The following is a 24,472-nucleotide window of genomic DNA, read 5'->3' as shown; positions in this document are numbered from 1 at the left end:
TATCGACTACTGACAGGAGAGAGCATGTTCCAGCGACGCCGTACCAGCATCTTGCTTGCATTCGCATTGGCCGCCGCGCCATCGGCCTGGGCCGCACTGCGGGCCACGGGCGAGCCGCCCGCCGCCAAACAGGGCTGGAAGGCCGAGACCGTCGCGCAGGGCGTGCGCCAGCCGTGGGGCATCGCCTGGCTGGGCGAGGGACGCGCGCTCGTCACGAGCAAGCAGGGGACCTTGCATCTGCTCAATGGCAAGAAGTTCGAGGACGTGGCGCTGGAAGGCATGCCCACGGTGTTTACTGGCGGGCAGGGCGGCTTGCTCGATATCGTCATCCACCCGCAGGATGCTGGCAAGCCCAATCCCCGCGTGTACATGACGCTATCGACGGGCAACAATGATGCCAACCGCACGACCCTGGTGCGCGGCGTGTTCGATGGCAAGAAGGTGACGGGCATCCAGACCCTGTTCAAGGTGGCCACGGACAAGAGCGGCGGCCAGCATTTCGGTTCGCGCCTGCTGTGGCTGCCGGATGGCACTTTGCTGATGAGCGTGGCCGATGGCGGCAATCCGCCGCTGCGCATCGGCGACCGGCCGGCGCGCGAGCAGGCGCAAAACCTGTCCACGCACCAGGGTTCCATCCTGCGCCTGACGGAAGACGGGAAACCGGCGCCCGGCAATCCGCTGGCGGCCAAGGGGGCCTTGCCGGAAATCTGGTCGTACGGCCACCGCAACGTGCAGGGCCTGGCGCTCGATCCTGTTTCCGGCCGCGTGTGGGCCACGGAGCACGGGCCGTACGGCGGCGACGAGCTGAACCTGGTGACGGCGGGCGCTAACTACGGCTGGCCTTTGCAAAGCTATGGCGCCGACTACAAGACGCGTGAACCGGTCGGCAAGCACGAAGTGCCGGGCATGCTCAATCCGAGCGTGGCCTGGGTGCCGTCGCCGGCGCCGTCGGGACTGGCCGTCTACACGGGCGACAAGATTGCCGCCTGGCGCGGCAGCATCTTCAGCGGCGGCCTGGCGGCCAAGGATATCCGCCGCATCGCCGTCGATGCCAGCGGCAAGGTGACGGGACAGGACCGCCTGGACATCGGCGCGCGCGTGCGCGACGTGCGCCAGGGGCCGGACGGCTATCTGTATGCACTGACCGATGAAGACAATGGCCGCCTGCTGCGCATCGTGCCGCGGTAGCACGCCAGGCGCCCACTTCGCTTAAGATGGCGCCTTTACTTCATTCAAGGTGGCGGCATGGCCCGTGATACTTATGCATACCGGCACGTTGCCGTCGAATCGCGCGCCATCGATGGCAAGGTGGAAATCCGTCCCGTGCCGGGGCAGGCTTTCTCGCCCGAGCTGGCCGTGCAGTGCTCGCGCCGCCTGGCCGACCCGCAGCGCTATCCGCTGGGCAGCCGCTTTTTATTGTTTGCCAAGCTGACGGACCGCCTGGGCGGCACGCCTTTCCTGTATGCGTATCACGGTGATGCGGACATCGTGATGACGCCGGCCGAAGTGACGAAATTCCTTGGCGAATTTCGCCGCGGCCGCATCTGATTTTTTACGACGCGGGGCAGGCCGCGCCAGCCTTGGCGCTGGCTTGCGGTTTGCCGAAGAGCGCGATCGTCAAGGCGCAGCCGAGGGCGAACAGGCCACCGAGCACCATCGCGCTCGATACGCCCAGCCGGTCAACGGCCATGCCGCCCAGTAACGCACCCGACGCCAGCGATACTTGCACGATGGCGACAAACAGCGCGCTGCTGCCTTCCATCAAATGTGGTGCCGCCTTGAACATCCACGTTTGCACGGCGATCGGCATGGCGCCGAAACCGAAGCCCCACACGGCCACGAGCAGCATGGCTGTCACCGAATGGCTGCCGAACGCGGCCAGGGCCAGGGTGGACAAGCCCAGTACGGCGCCCGTCACCATCAGCGCGGCCCGTTCGTAGCGGCCGGCGGCCCAGCCGCCCACCAGGTTGCCGATGAAGCCTGAAGCGCCGTACACGAGCAGCATGGCGCTGACGGTGCCGGCCGCCAGGTGCGACACTTGCGTGAGGAAGGGCGCGATATACGTATAGGCGGCGAACTGGCCCGTGAAGATCAGGGCCGTGGCGATCAGGCCCAGCCTGGCTTTGCGGATGCCGAAAATCATCGGCAACTGGCGCAAGCGGATGGCTTGCGTCGGCGGCAGCTTGGGCAGCAGCAAGAGCTGGCCGATGAAGACCAGCACGGCAATGGCGCTGGCCGCACCGAAAGCCACTCGCCATCCCACCAGTTCGCCCACCAGCGCGCCGGCCGGCACGCCCGCCACCGTGCCCAGCGAGACGCCGGCGAAGATGATGGACATGGCGCGCGACGCGTGCTGCGGCGACACGAGGCGCGGCCCGATGGCGCTGCCGATGGCCCAGAAGCCGCCCACGCCCACGCCCAGCATGGCGCGGCCCAGCAGTATCCACGTATACGAGGGCGCCAGCGCCACCAGCAGGTTCGAGGCGATCAGCAGGGCGGTGAGGGCCAGCAGCACGATGCGGCGGTCAAGGCGGCCCGAGCCGACGGTGACGAAGATGGCGGCAAACGCGGCAACGATGCCAGGCGTGGTGATCATCAGCCCCGCCTGGCCCTTGCTGATGGCCAGTTCGGCGGCCATGGCCGGCAGCAGGCCGACGGGCAGGAATTCGGAGGTGACGAGGGCGAAGGCGCCGATGCCGACCGACAGGACGGCCAGCCACGGCGCCACGGTGGTATCGTCGCCGGAAGTGTTGGAAGGTGTGTGCATAGAGGTTCCTGAAAAGCCCGGAGGTTTTTAACCGGTCGGTATATAATATCTGGAAACGAACATCGTCGTCATAATTTTTTACCGATCGGTATGAAACAAGAGAAAGCAGCTGAGACAGGCAAGGCGAAAACGGGACGGCCACGCACGTTTGACGCGGACGAGGCGCTCGATTGCGCCATGAAAGTGTTCTGGGAAAAGGGCTATGAAGGCAGTTCCCTGCCGGAATTGACGAAGGCCATGGGCATGAACCGGCCCAGCCTGTATGCCGTCTTCGGCAACAAGGAGCAGCTGTTCCACAAGGCGCTCGAACGCTACAGCGACACGCGCATGCGGTTTTTCGATGCGGCACTGGAGCAGCCGACGGCGCGCCAGGTGGTGGAAGCGTTGCTGACGCAGTATGTCGACGCGCAAACCATGCCGGACGGCCCGCACGGCTGCATGGGCGTCAATGCGGCACTGGCCTGCAGCGACGATGCCTTGCCGATCCGCGATGAATTGTTCGCGCGCCGGCTGCGCGGTGAAATCAAGTTGCGCGACCGTTTGCGGCGCGCCAGGGAAGAGGGGGATTTGCCGCCCGATTCCTGCCCGGAGCAGCAGGCGCGCTTTGTCGTGACCTTGTCGCAGGGCATGGCCATCCAGGCGGCGGCCGGCGTCTCGCGCGAGCAATTGCAGCAGATGGTGGGCTTGCTGCTGCGTAATTGGCCGATGTAACTATCCTGTCGGGGCGATGGTCTTGGCCAGGTCGCTGGGCGCCTTGCGCCGCCAGGCGGCCGTCAGGGCGGCGGCCAGCATGTCGAGCTCGGCGTCCGCCAGGCGCACCGTGATGCCGGCCAGGCGTTCGCCCCACCACAGTTTCTCGCAGCCCGATGGCGTGATGACGGTGGCGATATGCGCCGCTTCCGCATCGAGCAGCACGTTGATGTGCTCGTCGTCGGGCAGGGTGGCGAAGATCTTCCCGCCCACGCGGAACGATGGACGGTCGTGGTGTTCTTCCTCGGTAGTGTCGGGAAACGACAGTGCCAGATAGCGTAGTTCTTCCAGGTCGACCATTCCTCTTTCCCCCTCATCGGACAGATAGCAGCGTGACTACATTTTGCCATGCTGTTTCGCCCCGTGGTGCAGCGGCATGCGAAAAGAAATGCGCAAGATGCGACACTGACGGACTGGTCTGTGGTGCCGCCGCGACACGCCGCGCGCCGAGCATAGTCGTCGCGACAGAGTGGGGCATGGCGCTTTTCCGCCGCTGGAAGGGCACTTGCCAGAAAAATATCTTTCATGATCAAAAGAAAAATACTTTTCTTGCAGGGAATTTAAGCTAGAATAGCTTCATCGTCTTACCTGACCCGTCAATTGTCTGGCCTTGTCCCGGGAACCCGAACCCTTTCCAGGACGCTTGCAGTGCCGCCATGGCACGCCGCAAGTCCGCGCTGTTTCGCGGAAGCCACGTCCCCGACCGCTCATTCACGTAATCCCTAGCGCTACGCCGACACGCCTCAATGCAGCGTGTATTCAGCTCCAGCGCCCCTTGCTGCGCCCACTGAATACTTACTTACTGGATACCATCATGAAAAACTTGCCTAAAATCGCCCTGTCCCTGATCGCTGTCGGTGTGTTTGCCCACGCGAACGCCAGCACCATCACCTTGTCCACCGGCTATTCGGGCGCCAGCGCGCAAAGCTCCGCCGCCGACTACCAGTCCGTCGTGAATGCCGCCGTGGCCACACCAGGCGCCGGCTATGGCTCGACGACGATTGCCAGCTACAACAACGTCAGCAACAGCGGCCTGTTCGGCAGCGGCTCGAACATCGCTTTCAAATCCGTGATCAACTTTGGCGTCAGCGCGGCCGACGCGGGCGCCTGGAGCTTCCGCAGCGGCGTCGATTTCGGCAAGGGCGGCGCCCTGTTCCTCGACGGCGTGGCGCTGGACTTCAAGAGCAACGACATGTGGTGGGCAGGCAACTACAACAATGGCAGCCAGTTCCTCAGCGGTTCGAGCTCCCTGTCGGCCGGCAACCACACCTTGAGCATCTACGGCCTGGAAGGCTGCTGCGATGGCGGCCAGCAAGTGCAGTTCAAGGCGGGCAACAACAATTTCGCCAGCTTCGGCGCCAATGACGGCTTGATCTCGGCCGTTCCTGAGCCAAGCACCTACGCCATGCTGCTGATCGGCCTGGGCTTGCTGGGCTTTACGGCGCGCCGCAAGCAGGAAGCGAAGTTTTAAGCGCAAGTTTTAAGCGCAAGTTCCAAGCAACAATAAAAAGCCCGCCGGTCTGTGAGGGCCCGGCGGGTTTTTTGCATGCGCGTTGTCAATCTCCGCTGTCTTCGTCTTCGTCGGCCCCCTTGGCCGCCTTGCCCCGTTCGGCATCGACGGCGCGCTGCAGGCTGGCCGCCTCGCGGAAGAAGGCGTCCGTCGTGTGATTCGGGCTCAGGCGCAAGGCCGGCGGGTAGATCACGGACATGTAGGTCTCGTCGGCCAGGCGGCCGCTGGCCTGCAGGTTGCTCAGCAGGATCAGGGTCGAGCCGAGAATGGCCAGCACGACGGCGACGAGGCCGAAGCGGCGTGGATGCTGCGGCTTGATCGTGCACAAATGGTAGTAGATCATGGCGCACACGATGACGATGAACATATGCCGTCCGTAGCGCGTCAGCGCTTCCAGCGACAGCGCATACGCCGCCACGTTGCTGGCCAGTTCCCACACTTCCATGGCCAGCAGGCCGCAGCCGATGATGAACAGGTGGCGGCCGAAGCGCGCCACATGGCCGAACAATCGGTTTGCCACGGCCCAGACCGACGCCCACACGAGGCCGCCGGCCAGCGCATAGGCGACGATCATCAGGTAGGAAATCGGCTCGAAGGCGTCCGCATCGCTGAGCCAGTTGCTGAAGGCGGCCGAGGCGCCGATCATGGCCAGGCCGGCGACGGCGGGGCGCAAGCCTTCCCAGTCGTGCCGGGTCGTGTCGCCCAGTTCGGGCGCCACCGGATGATCGCTGGCGCGCACGCGCAGGCGCGTGTGGCCGAGGCGCACGATGCTGTTGCCGGTCATGGCCACTTGCGGTTGCCGCTGTCCCCGGTGGATCACGCCATTCTGGCTGCCCAGGTCGCGCAGCAGCAGGCCGTTTGCGCCGTCGTTCTCGACAATGGCGTGCTCGGCCGCCGTATGCGGGTCGTCGAGGATGAAGTCGTTGCCGTAGCCGCGGCCGATGCGGATCGGCAGGGACTCGATCCGCTGGCGCCGCCGCACTTCGCCATTCTCGGCGAGGATTTCAAGGTAATAGGGCGGCTTCATGGCTTGCGGCTGCTTTCCCGCGACAGCGCTTCGAGGAAGGTGCGCGTGACGCGCATGCCGTTGGCGTAGGACACGCCGCGCGCGTCGATGCGGCTTTGCAGGCTCATCAGTGGCTCATCGGTGCTGGCGGCCAGCAGGGCAAAGTCGTACAGGCCGGTAAACTTGCGGTAGGCGCGCACGCACAGGACGGCGCGCAGGGGCAGCGTCTTGTTCTTGACGAACTGTTCGGTGCATTGCGGGCCCGTCAGATTCACGCTCTTGTAGCTGCCGAAACTTTCATTCTTGAACGAGGCGCTGGCCAGCTCGGAAAAGCGCAGCGCGCCCAGTTCGCTGCTGCGCAAGAATTCGTGGCGCATCGACACTTGCCCCGTCTGCAGGGCGCCGGAAATGAAGATGGCCGATTCCATGGCGCAGCTGGTGTTGTCGAGCATGTAGGGCTTGTCGGACTTGACGTTGGAGCGGCCCCAGCAGCGCATCTGGTCGGACTCGCGCACGGGCACGCGGTACGGGCCCATGGCTTTCAGGCTCAAGGGCGTGTCGAGCAGGCGCGCCAGCATGACTTCCTGGTGCGCCAGCAGCTGGGCCGTCACCAGCGGCTTGAAGTCCTTCGGCGGCTTGCCTTGCTGCGCCACCTTGGCCAGCAATTGCTGGGCATAGCGGGCCGGCACGAGAAAACTGACGAGTTCGCCATCGAGGCGTTTCGACACGTTCACGCCGGCCACGTCGCCATTCGCGGTGACGCTGGGGCCGCCGCTCATGCCGGAATTGATCGGTCCCGTAAACATCAGCTGGTCGTAGAAGCTGCGCGTGACGACGCCGTTGTACGAACCTTCCGAAATGGCGAAGCCCAGGTCCAGCGGATTGCCCATCGAATACAGGTACTGGCCCTGGGTCAGCGGTGCCAGCGGTTCCGGCATCTTGAAAAACCCCGTGCCGTGGCGGTTCACGCGCAGCACGGCCAGGTCGTGCAGCACGTCGACGGCCAGCAATTCCACATTGCCCCGCTGGCCGCTCGTATCGACCCATTCGCCCACATAGGTATCGGGGTCGAGCGCGAACTGGGACACCACGTGATAGTTGCTCACCACCAGGTCGCCCGTGCCGATCAAGAAGCCCGAGCCGACCGACGACTGCGTGCGGCCGTTTTTCAGCAGCACGCGCACTTGCAGGATGTCGGCGCGCGCGGCCGTGTACAGCTTTTGCGCGGCGGACGAGGGCGGCGGCAGGGCCGCATGTTCGGTGGCGGCTGGCGCGGCGGTGGCCGGCGGCGGTTTGATCGGGGGAGTCGAAGCGGCGGTAGCCGCGGCTGGCGCAGGCGCCGGGGCCGCATGTGCGCCCGCCGCAGCGCACAGGCTGGCCAGCAGGAAGGCGTAGTCAGATAATTTCATGCATCCTTTGTGCGTGAGCAGGAGCGCGGCGGGCGAGGGCCGGCGCATGCGCCAGCCCGGCAAGCCGGAGCGGCAAGCCGGTGCGGCAATTACAGAGCGCCGTCTTCCAGCGCCGGCGCCGTTTCCGGCGTCATCATGTGGCCCAGCTTGCTTTGCTTGGTATTCAGGTAGTGCTGGTTGAAGGCGTTGCGGTTGACCAGCAGCGGCACCCGTTCGGCCACCGTGATGCCCAGCGCTTCCATGGCGGCGATCTTGCGCGGGTTGTTCGTCATCAAGCGCAGGCTGTGGATGCCGAATTGCGCAAACATGGGTTTGCACAGGGTGTAGTTGCGCGCATCGGCCTTGAAGCCCAGCTGTTCATTCGCCTGCACCGTGTCGGCGCCCGCTTCCTGCAGGCGGTAGGCGCGGATCTTGTTGATCAGGCCGATGCCGCGTCCTTCCTGGCGCAGGTACAGCAAGATGCCGCGGCCTTCCTCGGCGATGCGTTTCAAGGCACCCTCGAGCTGGGCGCCGCAGTCGCAGCGCTGCGAAAACAGCACGTCGCCCGTCAGACACTCGGAATGCACGCGCGCCAGCACCGGTTCGCCGTTGCCGATATCGCCCAGCACCATGGCCAGGTGTTCCTTGCCCGTGGCATGTTCGACAAAGGCGTGCAAGGTGAACTGGGCCCACGGCGTCGGCAGTGCGCAGGAAGTCGTGTAATCCAATTCGCCTGTCGCCAGGATGTCTGCGCCGCTTTGCATGGTTGTGCTCATATAAGTAATTATCAAAAATAAAAGGCGCGCGACACCACTCCGGTGCCGGCGCGCCTTGCCATCATACCAAAAAGCAGGGAAACGTTTTCCCTGGCTGCCATTCGGTCGTTGCAATGTCTGGTGATGAACCTTACTTAGGGGCACTTCCTCCTTTTACAAGGTGAATTGCTGGCTTTGCCTGGCGGATGCCTCCGCCAGGCACGGGACATCAGCTGCCGATGCGTCCGCCATCGTTCTTGGTGATCACGATGGTGGCCGAGCGGGGGCGCTTGCCGGCGCCATAGCCGGCGTTGGCCGGCCATTGGCTCGTATACTTGGACGGATCGCCGATGTTCGCCAGCGAGGTGTTTTCGCCCGGATGCTGGATGTTGATGAACATGGTCTTGCCGTCAGGCGTTTCGCTGATGCCCGTGATTTCCGAGCCGACCGGCCCCACCAGGAAGCGCTTGAGCGTGTCGGCCGTGGGTTTCTTGCCGATGAAGGTGTCGACCGCCAGGTTGCCGCCGGCCGCCGTCGCGTAGTTCAACGTGGACTTGGCGCCGTCGCCGACCTTGCCGGGAATGGCCGCCAGCATCATGCAGTTGGTCACATCCGTGTACGCGCCATCGTCCGTCTGGATCCAGCAGATGCCCGTGTACGGGCTGAAGGCCAGGCCGTCAGGGCTCGAGAAATCCTGGTCGGCCGTCAGGTTCGACAGGTTGATCTTGCTGGCATCGGCGCCGCTCTCGGCGCCAAACAGGTAGACGTCCCACGTAAAGCTGGTGGCCGCGGCCGCGCCCGTGCCTTCCTTGAAGCGGATGATGTGGCCGTTCGGATTGCCGTTCTGCGCGCTGCTGCCCTTCATGTCCGTGTAGGCGCGCGGGTTGGCGCTGTCCGGCGCCAGTTGCGACGAGCCGCTCGGATTGACGGTGCGGTTCGAGTTGTTGGTCAGCGTGTAGTAGATCTCGCCATTGGCCGGGTTGACCGAGCACCATTCCGGACGGTCCATCTTCGTTGCCCCCACGGCGTCGGCCGCCAGGCGGGCGTTGACCAGCACGTCGGCCAGGTCGGCGAACTTGTAGGCGCTGTAGGCCTGGATCAGCGCGTTCGACATGGCCAGCTCGATCCACTGGCCCGTGCCGTCGGCGGCCAGCTTGGCCACATACAGCTTGCCCGAATCGAGGTATTTGTCGCCGGTGGCGATACGATCAAGCGGATTGGCATCGGCGGCGGCCCAGACGGCCGTCGTGACGAATTTGTAGATGTATTCGTTGCGCGAATCGTCGCCCATGTAGACGGCCAGCTGCTGGCCCACGGCCGGCACGCTGAAGGCGGCGCTTTCGTGTGCGTAGCGGCCCAGCGCCGTGCGCTTGCGGATGGCTTTGGTCTTGTCGTACGGGTCCATTTCGACGATGTAGCCCATGCCGTTGAGCTCATTGCGGTAGTCGTCGCTGCCGTTGGTCGACGCGCCGATCTTGCTCAGATTCCAGCGCGCATACTTGTCGTCGCTGCCGCCCGTTTCCCAGCCGTGGCGCGAGGCGCCGCCCTGGCTGCGGCCATAGCGGTTCAGCGACACGACGGATTTGTCGCCGCGCGCCGCGTTGTCGGTGGACGAGCGCGTGAAGTAGCCGGCCCAGTTTTCTTCGCCGGACAGGTAGCTGCCCCAAGGCGACTTGCCCGTGCCGCAATTGTTGATGGTGCCGCGCGTCTTGGTGCCGGTCGGCGAATATTTGGTGACGACGAGGGCGTTGCCGCGCACGGGACCGGCGATCTCGACGTCCGTCAGCGGCGTGACGCGGCGGTTGAACGCGGAATCGTTGACGGTGGCCCAGGCGCTGCCCGTCTTCCTGACTTCCACGACGCTCAGGCCGTGGACGGCCACTTCCTTGTCGACTTCGGCGGCAGGGCGGGGCAGCGAGGTGGTGCCGCCATTCACGTGCAGGAAGTGCGAGGACAGTTTTTCGTCCGTGGTCGCTTCGTGGTTCATCGCCAGCAAGCCGCGTTCGGCGCCGGACGCCAGCGGCGCGCCGGCGGCGGACAGACCGTAGTATTCCATGCCGTCGTGGTGGTCGCCGGCGCGGTTGTCGAAATCGGTATCGCTGCCGTCGTTCTTGTACGCTGGCGTGGCCGCGCGCAGCGAGTCGCCCAGCGCATACAGGGCCGTGGCCGTGTAGCCGGCCGGTACCGACACGACGTCGGCCAGGCTTTTCGGCACGGCCGTGAAGGCCAGCAGTTTTTCAGGCGTCGGCGTCGGCGTGACGGCGACCGCATCGCTGCCGCCGCCGCAAGCGGACAGGCCCATCGACCCCATGACGGCGGTCGCGGCCGTGACGGCGCTGCCGCGCAGCCAGTTGCGGCGGCTCAGGCGGGCGTTCAGGATGCTGTTGAAATGGTTGTCGTGGGACGCGTTGCTGTCAATGTCGTTCAGATCGGTGGCGCTGATGGCCAGATCGTTGGGCTTGTTCATGGGCTGCGATGTCCTGTGGTTGCGTGATTTAAATGGCAACCGCATGATAGTTGGCGAATGTGACAGCGCCATGTCAGCTTGATGACAAAACGGTGACAGGCTGCCGGCCGGGCGGGCCGTGTCGGTGACGGGCCCGTCCGGTCAGGCAGCCTTGGCCTTACTTGGCCTGGCGAAAACCGCGTTCCACCAGCAAGAGCATGCCGCCGAAGATGGACAGGTTCTTCAGGAAGTTCGTCAGCTGGTCCTGGAAGTGGGCCGCATCGGCGCTCCAGAAGGCGTGGAAGATCACGGTGGTGGGGATCAGGAACAGCGCCAGGGCCAGCGCCGCCCAGCGCGCCTGCCAGCCCGTGATCAGCAGCAGGCCGCCGCCCACTTCCAGCACGATCACGCCCACCAGCAAGATATTGGCGATTGGTAAGCCCTCGCTGGCCATGTAGCCGGCCACACCGGCAAAGCCGCCGATTTTCAGCAATCCCGAGACAAAGAACAGCACGCCAAGGGCGGCACGGCCGAGGGGCAGCAATACCTTGCTTCTGTTTTCCATGATTTTCTCTTTCTGTATGTTTGTCTGTTAATTATTTTGGCAGGTCGAAGACGAGCACTTCAGCGTCTTCTGCCTGTGTCAATGTCACGGCTGTTTCCTGCGTCAGTTTCAGCGCATCGCCCGCTTTCAACGGCGTGCCGTTGACGACCAGGCTGCCGCGGATCAGGTGCACATAGGCGAGGCGGCCTTCGTCGAGCGCATGTTCGGCCTGTTCGCCTTCCTGCAGGATGCTGGCGTAGATGGCCGCATTCTGGTGGATCAGCACGGAGCCCTGGCGGCCGTCGGAGGAGGCGATCAGGCGCAGCTTGCCCCGTTTGCTTTCCGGCGTGAAGTGTTTCTCTTCATAGCTGGGGGCAATGCCCGTCACGTTCGGCTGGATCCATATCTGCAGGAAGTGCAAACCCTCCGTTGCCGAGTGGTTGAACTCGCTGTGGCGCACGCCGCTGCCGGCGCTCATGCGCTGCACATCGCCGTAGTGCAGGACGGAGCCCGTGCCCATGCTGTCCTTGTGTTCCAGCGCGCCGTCGAGCACATACGAAATGATTTCCATGTCGCGGTGGCCGTGCGTGCCGAAACCCTGGCCAGGCGTGACCCGGTCTTCATTGATCACCAGCAAGGGGCCAAAGCCCATGTGCAAGGGATCATGGTAGCTGCCGAAGGAAAAGCTGTGGTGGGAATTGAGCCAGCCGTGGTTGGCTGCGCCGCGTTCTTCGCTATGACGAATCTGTAACATGGTGGACTCCGTTTCTAAAGGTTAATGTGCGATAATTTCGAAGGACCGTCGCCTGGCGTTACGCCGTGGCTTCTTTTCTGCCCTTCGCTGTACGATGAGCAAAGTATAGGCCCCTGTTCAGAGAAAGAAAAACGGAAAATCTTGCGACCTATGATCGAAAAAATCGAATGTTAAGACTGAGCCTGGAAGCCCTGCAAATCGTTGACGCCATCGACCGCCGCGGCTCGTTCTCGTCCGCCGGCAAGGAGTTGCATAAAGTCCCGTCCACCATTTCCTATACGGTGGCCAAGCTGGAAGACGACCTGGGCGTGCAAGTATTCCAGCGCAATGGCCCGAAAGTCATGCTGACGGCGGCCGGCCAGGAATTGCTGAAAGAGGGCCGTTATCTATTGAAGGCGGCGCAGGACCTCGAGCACCGCGTGCGCAGGGTGGCGTCCGGCTGGGAAACGGAATTGTCCATCGGCATCGATTCCATGTTTTCCGCCGTGGCCCTGGCCGACGACGTGCGCGCCTTTTACGACGTGGCGCAGCAGACGCGCCTGCGCCTGTCGCAGGACACCCTGTCGGGCACGTGGGAAGCGTTGCTGGACCGGCGCGCCGACCTGCTCGTGGGCGCGCCCGGGGACGGGCCGGCGGGCGGCGGCTATATCGCGCAGCCGATCGGCATGCTCGACTTCGTCTTTGCCGTGGCGCCAACGCACCCGCTGGCGCAGGTGCGGGAACCTTTGTCGCGCGGCCACCTGCAGCAGCACCGGGCCGTGGTGGTGGCCGATTCGGCGCGCCAGATGGCGCCGCGCACCGTGGGTCTGGTGCTGGGGCAAGATGCCTTGAGCGTGCCGAACATGCAGGTCAAGTTCGATTATCAGGTGCTGGGGCTGGGCTTTGGCTTCCTGCCGGGACCGTGCGCGCGCGCCGCCATCGCGCGCGGCTTGCTGGTGGAAAAGGCCGTGGAAGAGCCGAAACCGTCGGAAACGTTTTACTTGGCCTGGCGCGTGGGCGAGGATGGCGCCGCATTGCGCTGGTGGATGGCGCGCATGCGCGAACCGGATGTGTTTGCCCGCCTGGCGCAGCATCTGCCGGGCCATTCGGCGTAGGTCTTAAAATGTTGACATACGCCAACATTTTTAAGTTACCATATTCGCAGTATTGCAATCGTATTTCTTGCCCGACCTCCATGCCCCACAGTGGGATTTTGATGATTACACACACCGCAGCGCCCCCGATACCTTCCCCTGACCTGGCCCACAAGCGGGGTTGCCATGCTTGAGGCGAAGGTCGCGCTGTGCCTGCGCCTGGCCCAGGATGCCCGTGAACAGGCGGGGCCGCAGCAGGCCGCCACGTTGGCGCGGCTGGAGGAGGAGCTGGAACGGCTGCGCGGCGCCAGCCGGCCCGTGGTGCGCGTGGCGCCTCCCGACGCCTTGCTGGAAATCGATCCCGACGGCTTTTTGATCGGCTGGAACCATGGCGCCGAACAGATGTTCGGCTATTCCGAAATCGAGGCGCTGGGCCAGCACATCCTGTTTTTGTATCCGGAAGACGACGCCGAAGCGAGCGTGCTGGAACTGCATTTCATGCAGGGCGACGTGGCCACCGATGTGCGCCGGCGCAAGAAGTCGGGCATGGTGACGTGGCTGCGCATGCACCGCCACGTGATCCACGACCAGGCGGGCAAGGCGTGCGGCATGGCCGTGCGCCTGTCGGCCATGAGCGAGCCGCTGTCCGACGTGGACAAGGTCAGGTTGCACGCGCGCATCATCGAAGACAGCGAGCAAGCCGTGCTGATCACGGATGCTGAGGAGCGCATCGTCTCGATCAACAGCTCGTTTTCCCGCATCACCGGCTATTCGCCGGCCGAAGCCATCGGCCGCACGCCGGATTTGCTGCGCTCGGGCGTGCACGACCCCGATTTCCGCGCCAAGGTGCGCGCCGCCATGCGTGGACACGGTTCCTGGCGCGGCGAAATCATCGGCAAGCGCAAGAATGGCGAACTGTTCCCGCAAGACGTCACCATCAGCGTCGTGCGCGACGAATTCGGCGAAATCAGCCACGTGTTTTCCCTGTTTTCCGATATCTCGGTGCACAAGGATGCCGAAGCGCGCATGCAGCGCATGGCCAACTACGACAGCCTGACGGGCTTGCCCAACCGCTGCCTGCTCAATCAATTGGTCGACCAGGGCCTGGCCGAAGCGAAGCGCCAGGGCACGCATGGCGCGCTGATGGTCATCGACATCAGCCGCATCGGTTCCATCAGCGACACCCTGGGCCATGAAGTGGGCGACCAGCTGGTGATCGCCATCGGCCAGCTGTTCCGTGGCGCCCTGCGCGACGCGGACATCCTGGCCCGCGTCGACAACAGCAAGTTCGTCGTGGCCCTGCTGCATATCGAAAAGCGCGAACATGCGGCGAATGTGGCGCAAAAGCTGCTCAACCTGCTCGAGGCGCCGATCAATATCGATGCGCACGCGCTGCACGTGGGCGCCAGCATCGGCATCACTGTGTATCCGGAAGACGGCCTGGAAGCGCCGGCCCTGTTCCGCTTTGCCGACGTGGCCGTGTCCAAGGCGGGGCAGACCATCGAATCGACCTTCCTGTTCTATCGCGAAGACATGAACCGCAGGGCCAAGGAACATCTGCGCCTGGAAAGCGAAATGCGGCTGGCGCTGGGCGACAAGGAACTGGAATTGCATTACCAGCCGAAAGTGAGCCTGGCCAGCGGACGCATCGTGGGCGCGGAAGCCTTGCTGCGCTGGAAGCATCCGATGCGCGGCATGGTCTCGCCCGGCGTCTTCATCCCCGTCGCCGAGGAAACCAGTTTGATTCTGGAGCTGGGCACCTGGGTGCTGGACGAGGCATGCCGCCAGATCCGCAGCTGGGAAGACCGGGGCCTGCACATGCCGGCCATCGCCGTCAACCTGTCGGCGCGCCAGTTCGATGAGCAGTTGCCGGCGCGCATAGCGGCCGTGCTCGAGCGCTACGGCGTGCGGCCCGACCAGATCATGCTGGAAATCACGGAAAGCCTGTTGATGCGCGGTGCCGACAAGGTCATCGACATCATGAACCAGCTGGTGGCCATGGGCCTGGCGCTGGCGCTGGACGACTTCGGCACCGGCTATTCCAGCCTCGCTTACCTGAAGAAATTCCCCATCAGCACATTGAAGATCGACCGCTCGTTCGTCATCGGCTTGCCGTTCGAGGAAAACGATTGCGCCATCGCCCGCGCCATCGTCACCATGGCGCAGCAGCTGCGCCAGGAAATCGTCGCCGAAGGGGTGGAAACGGCCGAGCAGATGCGCTTCCTGCGCGAACTCGGCTGCGACCAGCTGCAAGGCTATCTGTTCAGCCCGGCCGTGCCGGCGGCCGAATTCGAGCTGATGCTCGATGAAGGCCGGCAATTGCGCCTGGAAGAGGCAGTCTGAAGCCGTAGCGATCAGACGCGCAGCAAGCCACGGAAACCCCGGCTCGCATAATACGAGTCGGCGCCATTGTGATAGACGAAGACCTGATCATAGCGGCGGTCGCAAAACAGGGCGCCGCCCAGCGCACGGATGCTGTCCGGCGTCGCGATCCAGCTCGAGGTTTTCCGGTCCAACGGTTCCAGCTCCTGCAACTGGCGGTACTGCGTTTCCGTCAGCAAGGCGATACCCATCGTTTGCGCCCTGGCCATGGCACTGCCGGCCGGCTTGTTGGCCTTGCGCGCGGCCAGGGCATCAGCATCGAAACACAGGCTGCGCCGGCCGATCGGGCTTTCTGCCGAACAATCGCAAAACGTGACGGTGTCCGTATCGCCGGCGTGCCCGATGACGTCCGGTTCGCCGCCCGTGTCTTCCATTTGCTGCAAGACCGCCAGGCTGGCGGGAGCGGCATCCAGCCGCGCCAGTACCTTGTCCCACGTCCATCCCGGATGGCGGTGCATGTGCTTGCTGAAGCGGTTTTGCAAGGTGTGGATCAAGTCATCGTGCATGGCGCGGCTCCCTGGAAGTTCAATGATACGGCCGATTATAAGACGCGATGTGCGTCGGCGGCGCTCACCCCAGCTGCACTTTTTCCAACAGATAATCGAGCATCACGCGCACCCTGGCCGGCACTTGCAGGCCCGGTCCCACGAAGACGGCGTGCACGAGTTCCTTGTCGCCCGGATTGTAGTCCTGCAGCACGGGGATCAAATCGCCCCGCTCGATGTCGCGCAGAACGTGCTGGCGTGAAAAGCGTCCCAGTCCCATGCCGGCCAGCACCAGCTGGCGCATGCTTTCGCCATCGCTGACGCAGGTATTGCCCTGCGGCGCCGCTTGCATCGTTCCGCCCGCGCCATCGAGGAAGGGCCAGGTTTCGTTCTGGCAGCGGAAGTTGAAGGCCAGCAGATTGTGCGTGGATAAGTCCTGCGGCGTGCGCGGCAAGCCGTGCCGCGCCGCGTAGGCGGGCGAGGCCACGACGACCATCGCGTCTTCGCCCAGCTTGCGCGCCACCAGGTTCGATTCCTTCAACTTGCCCGTGCGGATGGCGATGTCGGTGCGGTCTTCCAGCAAGTCGACGATGGCGTCGCTGACGACGACGTCGAGCACGATGTCGGGATAGCGCTGCGCGAACTCGGGCAGGATGGGCAGCAGATGGCGCACGCCGAACGGCACGAAACAGTTGATGCGCAAGCGCCCGCGCGGCGCCGCGCCCTGCGATGCTTCGCGCTCGGCGCCGTCGATGTCGTCGAGGATGCGCTTGCACTGCACGAAGAAGGCGTCGCCCTCGGGCGTCGTGTGCAGCTGGCGCGTGCTGCGCTGGAGCAAACGCGCGCCGAGCCGCGCTTCCAGGCGATTGACGAGCTTGCTGACGGCCGACGGCGTCAAGGCCAGGCGGCGCGCGGCGGCGGAAAACGCCCCCGTTTCCACCACGGCGACGAAGACGGCCATCTCGAACGCGCGGTTGATGTCTTGCCTGGCCATTATTGAATCCATTTCACAGGTGTTTCCATTATCGGAGTCTATATCAAAAGCGTTTGCATCGATACACTGAGCGGCTTGAACTCAGCCGGAGAATGCCATGACCACCGCAAGCCCTGTTTCCCCTCATGCCAGCAAGATGCCGCCCGGCGTGCTGGCGCTGGCCGTCGGCGCCTTTGCCATCGGCGTCACCGAATTCATCGTCGTCGGCATCCTGCCCGCCATCGCGAAAGATTTGCGGATTTCCATCGAATCGGCCGGCTCGCTGGTTAGCTTGTATGCGCTGGCGCTGGCCATCGGCACGCCGCTGCTGGTGCTCTTGATGTCGCGCCTGCCGCGCAAAGCGGCCCTGCTGTGGCTGATGAGCGTGTTCCTGGCCGGTAACCTGCTGGCCGCCTTCTCCCACACGTTCGAACTGTTGTTGCTGGGACGGGTCATCACGGCCGTGGCGCACGGCACCTACTTTGCCATCGGCGCCACCGTGGCCGCCAGCCTGGTAGCCAAGGCGCAGGCGGGCAGGGCGATTTCCGTGATGTTCGCGGGCTTGACCCTGGCCATGGTGATCGGCGTGCCGTTCGGCAGCTTCCTCGGCAACCTGATGGGCTGGCGCCTGCCCTTCTTCGCCGTGGTGGTCTTGGCCGCGCTGGGCCTGGGCGCCATGGCGCGCTGGCTGCCGGCCGGTTTAGCGCAAGGCAAGGGCGGCAAGGCCATGACGCAGCTGGCGGCCCTGGGCAGCGGTCCCATTATCACCATGATGGCCGTGACGACGTTCGGTTTCGGCAGCAGCTTTGCCGCGTTCACGTTTATCACGCCCATCCTGACGGACGTGACGGGTTTTTCCGCCACCATGGCCAGCGCCCTGCTGATCGTGTTCGGCGTCGCTACCTTTGCCGGCAACCTGGCGGGCGGCTACCTGACCAGCCACCTGGGCTGGCAAATGGCCTTGCGATTGATGCTGCTGTTGCTGGCCGTCACGCAAGTGGGCGTGGCGCTCGGCATCAGCTCGCAGTGGATGATGACGGTGATGCTGTTCGTCTGGGGCGTGTCCGCCTTCGGCCTCTCGCCCGCCTTGCAGGCCGGCATGCTGGCCACGGCCGAGCGCTACACGCCGCACGCCGTCGATTTCGCCTCGGGCCTGAACATTTCCGCGTTTAACCTCGGTATTTCCTTCGGCTCGATGCTCGGTGCGCTGATGGTCTCGCGCCACATGATGGCGTCGTCGCCGTGGGCCGGTGTGGCGGCGGCATTGCTCGCCTTGCTGCCGCTGGCCTGGCTGGCGCGCCGCAACCTGGCCGCCCATGCGGCGGGTGCGGCCGCGCACTGAGGTTCAGGTATGCACGGCGGCGCCCGGCGCAGCGCGTCTCTGGCGCTGCGCCATGTACGAACTGCCCATCGATGCGGCCATGATCATGGCAATCGCCAGCCATTGCCCGGCACCCAGGCGCTCGTCGAGCAGGATGTATGCGAGCATGGCGGCCACGGCCGGTTCCATGCTGCTCATGATGCCGAACGCTTGCGGCGTCAGCCGCTTCAGGGCCACCATTTCCAGCGAGATCGGTATCGCGCTGGAAATGAGGGCCACGCCCAGCCCTACGGCCAAGACGACAGGCGAGAGCAGGGCGGCGCCGCTGTGCATCATGCCCACGGGCACGACCACCAGCGCGGCCATGGCCAGGCCCAGCGAGACGGAATGGCCCGCATGCAAATGGCTGGCGCGCTTTCCGAAGACGATGTACGAGGCCCAGCAGACGGCGGCGCCCAGGGCGAACAGCACGCCCGTGGGATCGAGGTTGCTGACGTCGTGGCCGAGCGGCAGCAGCAGCGCCAGTCCCGCCACGGCCAGGGCCACCCAGACGAAGTCGAGCGGGCGGCGCGAGGCCAGCAGCGCCACGGCCAGCGGGCCGGAAAACTCGATGGCCACGGCGATGCCGAACGGGATCGTGCGCAAGGCCATGTAGAAACACAGGTTGGTCAAGCCCAGCGCGGCGCCGTACAGGGCCACCGTGCGCAGGTCGGCGCGGCTCAGCTGCCAGCGCCACGGGCGCCAGAACAGCAACAGCAGCAGGGCGGAAAAGCCCACGCGCACGGCCGTCGTGCCTTGCGCGCCGACGAGCGGGAACAGGCTGTGCTTGGCCCACGAGGTGCCCAGTCCCAGCGCGGTGACGGAACCGAGGATGGCCAGCAAGGGAATGAAGGAGGCATAGCGGCGTAATGGCATGGTGATAAAAGGCTTGATATCGGAATAGCGAAAGTTTATTGTGTCTGCTCCGAGTTTTGCACTGCATTTTGACCTTCATGACGCAACTTTCGCTCACACCCTCCCTCACGCTCGACGCGTTCGACCTGGCCATCCTCGACATTTTGCAGCGCGATAACACGACTTCGCAGCGCGAAATCGCCCAGGCCGTGCACTTGTCGGCACCGGCCGTGCAGCGGCGCATCCGCCGCCTGCGCGAGAGCGGCGTGATCCGCAACGAAGTGGCCGTGCTCGACGCGAGCCGCGTGGGCCGCCCCCTGATCCTGACGGTGGAAGTGCATCTGCACGACGAGCATCCGCAGCGCACGGCCGGCATGCGCGCGCGCATCATGGCCGAGCCTGCCATCCAGCAGTGCTACGGGATTACGGGCGAGGCCGATTACCTGCTGATCATTACCGCCAGCAGCATGGCCGAATACGAGGCGCTGACGGAACGCCTGTTCGGCGGCGACGACAATATCCGGCGCTACCGCACGTCGGTGGCACTGACTTGCCTCAAGATGGGCTTGCACGTGCCGCTGGCATAGGATCGGACAGATGACGATCTCCAACAAGAAGCAAGCGGCCGTGACGGCAGCCATGCCCGCCAGCCTGCGCGCCGCCGTGGCCGGCTATCGATGGGTGCGCGACAGCGCCGGCGAGTCGGACGCCGCCGTCTACCGGCTGCAGGGCAGGGGCGGCGCGCCGGACCTGTTTTTGAAGCATGCCAAGGGTGTTGCCGCCGCCGAGCTCGCCGATGAACTGGCGCGCCTGCGCTGGCTGGCGCCGTACCTGCCCGTGCCGGCGGTGCTCCAGTTTGCCCAGGCGGCAGACCCGCAGCAGGCATGGCTGCTGACGGCGGCGCTGCCGGGCAAGACGGCGCACGAATTACTGGAAGCCAATCCCGAGATTGGCCCCGTCGTGGCCGACGCGCTGGCGGCCTTCCTGCGCCGCCTGCATGTGCTGCCGGTGGCCGCCTGTCCGTTCGACGCCGGCCCTGCCGTTCGGCTGGCCCAGGCGCGCCGGCGTATCGATGCGGGCCTGGTCGACACCGATGATTTCGATATCGCGCGCCAAGGCTGGACGGCGGAGCAAGTGTGGGCGGCGCTGCAGGATTGCCAGCCCGTCGCGCCCGACCTCGTCGTCACGCATGGCGACTTCTCGCTGGAAAATATCCTCCTACACGAAGAACAGGTCGTCGGCTGCCTCGACGTGGGACGGGCGGGCATTGCCGACCGTTATCAGGATCTGGCCATCGTCTGGCGTGCTCTCGGTGAGTTGGATCCCGAGCTACAGCAAAGGTTTGTTGAGCAATATGGGCTCCTTGATATCGATCAAGGCAAGCTGGAATTCCATTTGCTGCTCGACGAGCTGTTTTGAAGGCTGCCAGCCATCAAGGCTCTTCGCGCTCGGCATCGCGTTCGCGGCAGCTCAAGGACGCGTAATGGCCTTGGGGCAGCCTGGCCTTGATGGCAACCTCGCTCAATACATGTTGCATATCGACAGGGTCGGTCAAGGTGCAGCGCTGGGCGCTGGCGAACGCTTGCAGGTTCTGCGTGTTGCCGCGCACCTTCACCGTCACGCCAGCGCCGGGGCTGACGCAGCAGCCTATGTATTGCGTGATGTATTCCTCTTCGATGAGCACCAGTTCATGCCCCATGAAGCTGGCCGGTTTCTTCAGCAGGTAGTAATCGGTGTAGTCGAAGCGCTGCTCGGGGCGCTTGCCGATGTAGCCTTCGCGCATGTAGGCGGCGATGGCCTTGCCCGAGGTGCCCACCCTGTCCGTCGTGCCCTTTTTCAGGTGCAGCGCGTGGAGCAGGCCGTTTTCAAGCCCGGGATCGGCGGCGGCCAAGGCGCTGAAGGAGCAGGCGGCGAGAAAAAGCGAGCCGATCAGGCGGCGGGTGCGGCATGCCGGCATGAGAGTGAGTTCTTGCATATATTCAAATGAAGGGGCGGAGTGGCGCAGTGTAGCCCACGCCAGCCTGTGTGCGTGGCACAATGCGTGATCCGCACGCCACGTGCCACTGCCCCCAGGACTTTCATGACCCGCGCCATCCTTGACCAAACCCAGATCCATTCCGCCGCCCGCCCCTTGATCGGCAGCAAGCACAAGGACATCGTGCGCGAGGTGCAGGCGGCCATCGCCGCGCACCAGGTGGTCGTCGTCGGCATGGCGCTCAATCCGTTTCCGCGCAAGGCGCGCAAGATCCTCGACGTGCTGGGCACGCCCTACCAGTACTTGCAGTACGGCAGCTATTTGAACCAGTGGCACCGCCGCAATGCCCTGAAAATGTGGACGGGCTGGCCCACGTTCCCCATGGTCTTTGTCAACGGCATGCTCATCGGCGGTGCCAGCGAGCTGCAAAAACTCGTGGAAAATGGCGAGTTCAGCGCCATGCTGGCAAAGAAGGTGCGCGAGTTTTAAGATCCGCCTTACTTACTACTCTCTTTACTCGCCCGGCCGCCACGGCGACTTGCGCGTGCGCAGCGGGTCGAGCAAGCTTCTTAAGTCGTTGTGGTCGAGCTCGTACATCAGCGCGATTAAACTGCCCAGTTCGCCCGAGGGAAAGCCTTCGCGCGCGAACCAGCCCAGGTAGTGCCCCGGCAAGTCGGCCAGCAGCCGTCCCTGATATTTCCCATATGGCATTTCGCGCGTGACCAGCAGCGCCAGTTTTTCTGAATTCATGGTGGTGACCCCGTGTTGATGCTGCCAGTGTAGCAGAGCATGGAATTGTTGATTTGAGCGCAAGTATCTTCTTCTCATGGAGGTATTTTTCGGCACACAGAAAACCCCGATACTGCATGCCAACATCATTTATCGGAGTTTGCCATGCCCATTGCCTTGCTCGCGCTGACCCTCAGCGCATTTGCCATCGGAACCACCGAGTTTGTCATCGTGGGGCTGTTGCCCACCATCGCCGCCGACCTGGGCGTCAACCTGCCGTCGGCCGGCCTGCTGGTCAGCCTGTATGCGCTGGGCGTCGCCGTCGGCGCGCCCGTGCTGACGGCCCTGACGGGCAAGATCCCGCGCAAGACCTTGCTGTTGTCGCTGATGGTCTTGTTCACCCTGGGTAACTTGCTGGCGTGGAAATCACCGGGCTATGAAACCCTCGTTGTCGCCCGCATCCTGACGGGGCTGGCGCATGGCGTGTTCTTCTCGATCGGCTCGACCATCGCCACGTCATTGGTGCCGAAAGACAAGGCGGCCAGCGCGATTGCCATCATGTTTACGGGCTTGACCGTGGCCCTCGTGACGGGCGTGCCGCTGGGCACCTTCATCGGCCAGCATTTCGGCTGGCGCGAAACCTTCCTCGCCGTCTCGGCCCTGGGCCTGGTGGCGTTCATCGGCAGCCTGCTGTACGTGCCGTCGACCATCGCCCACAGCAAACCGGCGTCCCTGCTGCAGCAGGTGCAGGTGCTGGCCCAGCCGCGCCTGCTGCTCGTGTATGCGATGACGGCCGTCGGCTATGGCGGCTCCTTCATCGCCTTTACCTATCTGGCGCCGATCCTGCAGCAAGTGTCGGGTTTCAGCGCCGGCGCCGTGGGCGCGGTGATGCTCGTGTATGGCGTGTCCGTGGCGTTCGGCAATATCTGGGGCGGCAAGCTGGCCGACAAGCGCGGCCCAGTGCGCGCCCTGAAACTGATCTTTTTGCTGCTGGCGTTTGTTTTGGTGCTGCTGACCTTCACGGCGCCGCATCCGGTGCTGGTCGTTATCACCGTGCTGCTGTGGGGCGCCGTCGCCTTCGGTAACGTGGCCGGTTTGCAAGTGTACGTCGTGCAGCAAGCGGAGCACTTCACGCCCCGCGCCGTGGACGTGGCGTCGGGCCTGAACATCGCCGCTTTCAACCTCGGTATCGCCGGCGGCGCCTGGGGAGGCGGCCTGATCGTCGAACACCTGGGCCTCGTGCACACGGGCTGGATCGGCGCGCTCGTCGTGCTCGGTGCCTTCGGCTTGACAGCCTTGAGCGGCCGGATGGATCGCTTGCACCCGATTTCCGTGCGTGCCGGCGGTGCACAGTCGATCCATGCGGTGGGGCACTAGGCTCGCCCGATCTGCCAGTAAGTTTCTGGCAGAAAACACCAAAACGGGCGAGAATAGGGCTTACCTTCTTCTGGCCCATATTCCCCATGTCCGATACAGCAATGTCACCGCTGCGCCTGCGCGCCGCCATCAATCCCAAACCGCTGGGCGTCGCGCTTGTGCTTATCGTGCTCGGCGCGTGGTATTTGGCGCAAACCGTCGGCGCCACACTGTCCGCGCTGTACGTGGTGGGCGCCTTGCTCGGCGTCACCCTGTATCACGCGGCCTTCGGCTTTACTTCCGCCTGGCGCGTCTTCATTGCCGATGGGCGCGGTGACGGCTTGCGCGCGCAAATGCTGATGCTGGCCGTCGGCGTGGCGCTGTTCTTCCCCGCGCTGTCGGCCGGTACCCTGTTCGGCACGCCCGTCGCGGGCCTCGTTTCTCCGGCCGGCACCTCCGTCATCTTCGGCGCCTTTATCTTCGGCATCGGCATGCAGCTGGGCGGCGGCTGCGCATCCGGCACCCTGTACACGGTGGGCGGGGGCAGCACGCGCATGCTCATCACCCTGGCCGCCTTCATCGTCGGCTCCGTGATCGGCACGGCGCACATGCCATTCTGGACGGCGCTGCCACAGCTCCAGCCCATTTCCATTGTCACGACCCTGGGTCTGGTACCGGCGCTGGCGCTGAACTGGATCGTCTTCGCGCTGATCGCCGGCATCACGGTCTTCGTTGAAAAGCGCCGCCATGGCAAGCTCGTCGCCACGCCCCTGCGCCCGGCACAGGCATCGCCCTGGCTGCATGGCCCGTGGCCGCTGGTGGCGGGCGCCGTCGCTCTCGTCGTGCTGAACTTCGCCACCCTGGCGCTGTCGGGCCGGCCGTGGGGCGTGACGTCCGCGTTTGCCCTGTGGGGTGCGAAGGCCGCGTCCGTGGTCGGCATCGACACGGCCAGCTGGGCCTACTGGTCGACCAAGGCCAACGCGGCTGCGCTGGCCGCGCCGCTGACGCAAGACAAGACGTCCGTGATGGACATCGGCATCGTGCTGGGCGCCATGCTGGCAGCCGCGCTGGCCGGCCGCTACGCGCCCGTGTGGCGCATCCCGCGCCGCTCGGTGATCGCCGCCATCGTCGGCGGCTTGCTGCTCGGCTACGGCGCGCGCCTGGCCTACGGCTGCAATATCGGCGCTTACTTCAGCGGCATCGTCTCGGGCAGCCTGCACGGCTGGCTGTGGCTGGTCTGCGCTTTTCTGGGCAACGTCATCGGCACGCGTTTGCGCCCGTGGTTCGGCCTGGAAGTGGAGAAAGTCAAGCCGACCGGCTGCTGACGCCGGCGTAGACAGGGGCTTTGCTGTATATTTCTGCCC

Annotated in this window: 25 protein-coding genes; 12 read left to right on the top strand and 13 right to left on the bottom strand. The window is 64.6% G+C overall.

Features of this window, described 5'->3' with window-relative positions:
• Window positions 1-24 precede the first annotated feature (24 nt).
• Entirely contained in the window at window positions 25-1,188 is a 1,164-nt protein-coding gene (locus tag IGS55_RS16165; protein WP_230517982.1) for a PQQ-dependent sugar dehydrogenase, read from the top strand.
• 57 nt (window positions 1,189-1,245) lie between these two features.
• A complete protein-coding gene (locus tag IGS55_RS16160; RefSeq protein WP_230517983.1) occupies window positions 1,246-1,548 on the top strand; it encodes a hypothetical protein in 303 nt (100 codons plus the stop codon).
• 4 nt (window positions 1,549-1,552) lie between these two features.
• On the opposite strand, the gene IGS55_RS16155 is transcribed toward IGS55_RS16160, so the two are convergent.
• Window positions 1,553-2,767, bottom strand: coding sequence for an MFS transporter (locus IGS55_RS16155; RefSeq protein ID WP_230517984.1), 1,215 nt, complete (start codon window positions 2,765-2,767; stop codon window positions 1,553-1,555).
• 90 nt (window positions 2,768-2,857) lie between these two features.
• Here IGS55_RS16155 and IGS55_RS16150 point away from each other — a divergent pair, with 90 nt between their 5' ends.
• Window positions 2,858-3,478 (top strand): TetR/AcrR family transcriptional regulator, encoded by a 621-nt coding sequence (locus tag IGS55_RS16150; protein ID WP_230517985.1) that lies wholly within the window; start codon window positions 2,858-2,860, stop codon window positions 3,476-3,478.
• Here IGS55_RS16150 and IGS55_RS16145 read toward each other — a convergent pair whose 3' ends face one another.
• Entirely contained in the window at window positions 3,479-3,817 is a 339-nt protein-coding gene (locus IGS55_RS16145) for an MmcQ/YjbR family DNA-binding protein (protein WP_128142493.1), read from the bottom strand.
• A gap of 514 nt (window positions 3,818-4,331) precedes the next feature.
• Between IGS55_RS16145 and IGS55_RS16140 the strand changes: the two genes are divergently transcribed.
• Window positions 4,332-4,988, top strand: coding sequence for a CCXG family PEP-CTERM protein (locus tag IGS55_RS16140; RefSeq protein WP_128142494.1), 657 nt, complete (start codon window positions 4,332-4,334; stop codon window positions 4,986-4,988).
• Window positions 4,989-5,073: 85 nt separating this feature from the next.
• On the opposite strand, the gene IGS55_RS16135 is transcribed toward IGS55_RS16140, so the two are convergent.
• The 6 genes from IGS55_RS16135 to IGS55_RS16110 form a co-directional block, all read right to left on the bottom strand.
• Window positions 5,074-6,054, bottom strand: a complete 981-nt coding sequence (locus IGS55_RS16135) for an FHA domain-containing protein (RefSeq protein WP_230517986.1) — start codon at window positions 6,052-6,054, stop codon at window positions 5,074-5,076.
• Complete coding sequence (locus tag IGS55_RS16130; RefSeq protein WP_230517987.1) at window positions 6,051-7,442, bottom strand: S1 family peptidase; 1,392 nt, start codon at window positions 7,440-7,442, stop codon at window positions 6,051-6,053. Before IGS55_RS16130 ends, IGS55_RS16135 begins: the two co-directional genes overlap by 4 nt.
• Window positions 7,443-7,531: 89 nt before the next feature.
• Window positions 7,532-8,185: a GTP cyclohydrolase II gene (ribA, locus tag IGS55_RS16125; RefSeq protein WP_034749940.1), complete on the bottom strand. Its 654-nt coding sequence runs from the start codon at window positions 8,183-8,185 to the stop codon at window positions 7,532-7,534.
• A gap of 220 nt (window positions 8,186-8,405) precedes the next feature.
• Window positions 8,406-10,643 (bottom strand): PhoX family protein, encoded by a 2,238-nt coding sequence (locus tag IGS55_RS16120; RefSeq protein WP_230517988.1) that lies wholly within the window; start codon window positions 10,641-10,643, stop codon window positions 8,406-8,408.
• A 157-nt stretch (window positions 10,644-10,800) separates the two neighbouring features.
• Window positions 10,801-11,187 carry a DoxX family protein gene (locus tag IGS55_RS16115; RefSeq protein ID WP_230517989.1) on the bottom strand — a complete coding sequence of 129 codons (387 nt, stop codon included), beginning with the start codon at window positions 11,185-11,187 and terminating at the stop codon, window positions 10,801-10,803.
• A 31-nt stretch (window positions 11,188-11,218) separates the two neighbouring features.
• Window positions 11,219-11,920 carry a pirin family protein gene (locus tag IGS55_RS16110; RefSeq protein ID WP_230517990.1) on the bottom strand — a complete coding sequence of 234 codons (702 nt, stop codon included), beginning with the start codon at window positions 11,918-11,920 and terminating at the stop codon, window positions 11,219-11,221.
• A 167-nt stretch (window positions 11,921-12,087) separates the two neighbouring features.
• Here IGS55_RS16110 and IGS55_RS16105 point away from each other — a divergent pair, with 167 nt between their 5' ends.
• Both IGS55_RS16105 and IGS55_RS16100 read left to right on the top strand, forming a co-directional pair.
• Complete coding sequence (locus tag IGS55_RS16105) at window positions 12,088-13,014, top strand: LysR family transcriptional regulator (protein WP_230517991.1); 927 nt, start codon at window positions 12,088-12,090, stop codon at window positions 13,012-13,014.
• Between the two features lie 165 nt (window positions 13,015-13,179).
• Entirely contained in the window at window positions 13,180-15,336 is a 2,157-nt protein-coding gene (locus tag IGS55_RS16100) for a putative bifunctional diguanylate cyclase/phosphodiesterase (RefSeq protein ID WP_034749929.1), read from the top strand.
• A gap of 11 nt (window positions 15,337-15,347) precedes the next feature.
• Here IGS55_RS16100 and IGS55_RS16095 read toward each other — a convergent pair whose 3' ends face one another.
• Window positions 15,348-15,881 carry a DUF4256 domain-containing protein gene (locus tag IGS55_RS16095; RefSeq protein ID WP_230517992.1) on the bottom strand — a complete coding sequence of 178 codons (534 nt, stop codon included), beginning with the start codon at window positions 15,879-15,881 and terminating at the stop codon, window positions 15,348-15,350.
• 64 nt (window positions 15,882-15,945) lie between these two features.
• Window positions 15,946-16,854, bottom strand: a complete 909-nt coding sequence (locus IGS55_RS16090) for a LysR family transcriptional regulator (protein ID WP_230517993.1) — start codon at window positions 16,852-16,854, stop codon at window positions 15,946-15,948.
• A gap of 97 nt (window positions 16,855-16,951) precedes the next feature.
• Here IGS55_RS16090 and IGS55_RS16085 point away from each other — a divergent pair, with 97 nt between their 5' ends.
• Window positions 16,952-18,175, top strand: coding sequence for an MFS transporter (locus IGS55_RS16085; protein ID WP_230517994.1), 1,224 nt, complete (start codon window positions 16,952-16,954; stop codon window positions 18,173-18,175).
• A 3-nt stretch (window positions 18,176-18,178) separates the two neighbouring features.
• Here the strand turns inward: IGS55_RS16085 and IGS55_RS16080 are convergent, their stop codons facing one another.
• A complete protein-coding gene (locus tag IGS55_RS16080; protein ID WP_230517995.1) occupies window positions 18,179-19,069 on the bottom strand; it encodes an EamA family transporter in 891 nt (296 codons plus the stop codon).
• Between the two features lie 77 nt (window positions 19,070-19,146).
• Between IGS55_RS16080 and IGS55_RS16075 the strand changes: the two genes are divergently transcribed.
• On the top strand, window positions 19,147-19,635 hold the full coding sequence (locus IGS55_RS16075) for an Lrp/AsnC family transcriptional regulator (RefSeq protein WP_230517996.1): 489 nt from the start codon (window positions 19,147-19,149) through the stop codon (window positions 19,633-19,635).
• Between the two features lie 10 nt (window positions 19,636-19,645).
• Window positions 19,646-20,467 carry an APH(3') family aminoglycoside O-phosphotransferase gene (locus IGS55_RS16070; protein WP_230517997.1) on the top strand — a complete coding sequence of 274 codons (822 nt, stop codon included), beginning with the start codon at window positions 19,646-19,648 and terminating at the stop codon, window positions 20,465-20,467.
• Window positions 20,468-20,480: 13 nt separating this feature from the next.
• Here IGS55_RS16070 and IGS55_RS16065 read toward each other — a convergent pair whose 3' ends face one another.
• Window positions 20,481-21,023, bottom strand: coding sequence for a hypothetical protein (locus IGS55_RS16065; protein WP_230517998.1), 543 nt, complete (start codon window positions 21,021-21,023; stop codon window positions 20,481-20,483).
• 105 nt (window positions 21,024-21,128) lie between these two features.
• Here IGS55_RS16065 and IGS55_RS16060 point away from each other — a divergent pair, with 105 nt between their 5' ends.
• Window positions 21,129-21,512, top strand: coding sequence for a glutaredoxin domain-containing protein (locus tag IGS55_RS16060; protein WP_230517999.1), 384 nt, complete (start codon window positions 21,129-21,131; stop codon window positions 21,510-21,512).
• Between the two features lie 24 nt (window positions 21,513-21,536).
• On the opposite strand, the gene IGS55_RS16055 is transcribed toward IGS55_RS16060, so the two are convergent.
• Window positions 21,537-21,773: a DUF3820 family protein gene (locus IGS55_RS16055; RefSeq protein WP_034749909.1), complete on the bottom strand. Its 237-nt coding sequence runs from the start codon at window positions 21,771-21,773 to the stop codon at window positions 21,537-21,539.
• 144 nt (window positions 21,774-21,917) lie between these two features.
• Here IGS55_RS16055 and IGS55_RS16050 point away from each other — a divergent pair, with 144 nt between their 5' ends.
• Both IGS55_RS16050 and IGS55_RS16045 read left to right on the top strand, forming a co-directional pair.
• Window positions 21,918-23,129 (top strand): MFS transporter, encoded by a 1,212-nt coding sequence (locus IGS55_RS16050; protein WP_230518000.1) that lies wholly within the window; start codon window positions 21,918-21,920, stop codon window positions 23,127-23,129.
• A gap of 86 nt (window positions 23,130-23,215) precedes the next feature.
• Window positions 23,216-24,433, top strand: coding sequence for a YeeE/YedE family protein (locus tag IGS55_RS16045; RefSeq protein ID WP_230518001.1), 1,218 nt, complete (start codon window positions 23,216-23,218; stop codon window positions 24,431-24,433).
• Window positions 24,434-24,472 lie beyond the last annotated feature (39 nt).

The organism is Janthinobacterium sp. EB271-G4-3-2, from assembly GCF_020858035.1.
Classification (GTDB): domain Bacteria; phylum Pseudomonadota; class Gammaproteobacteria; order Burkholderiales; family Burkholderiaceae_D; genus Janthinobacterium; species Janthinobacterium aestuarii.
This window is presented reverse-complemented; position numbering and strand designations above follow the sequence as displayed.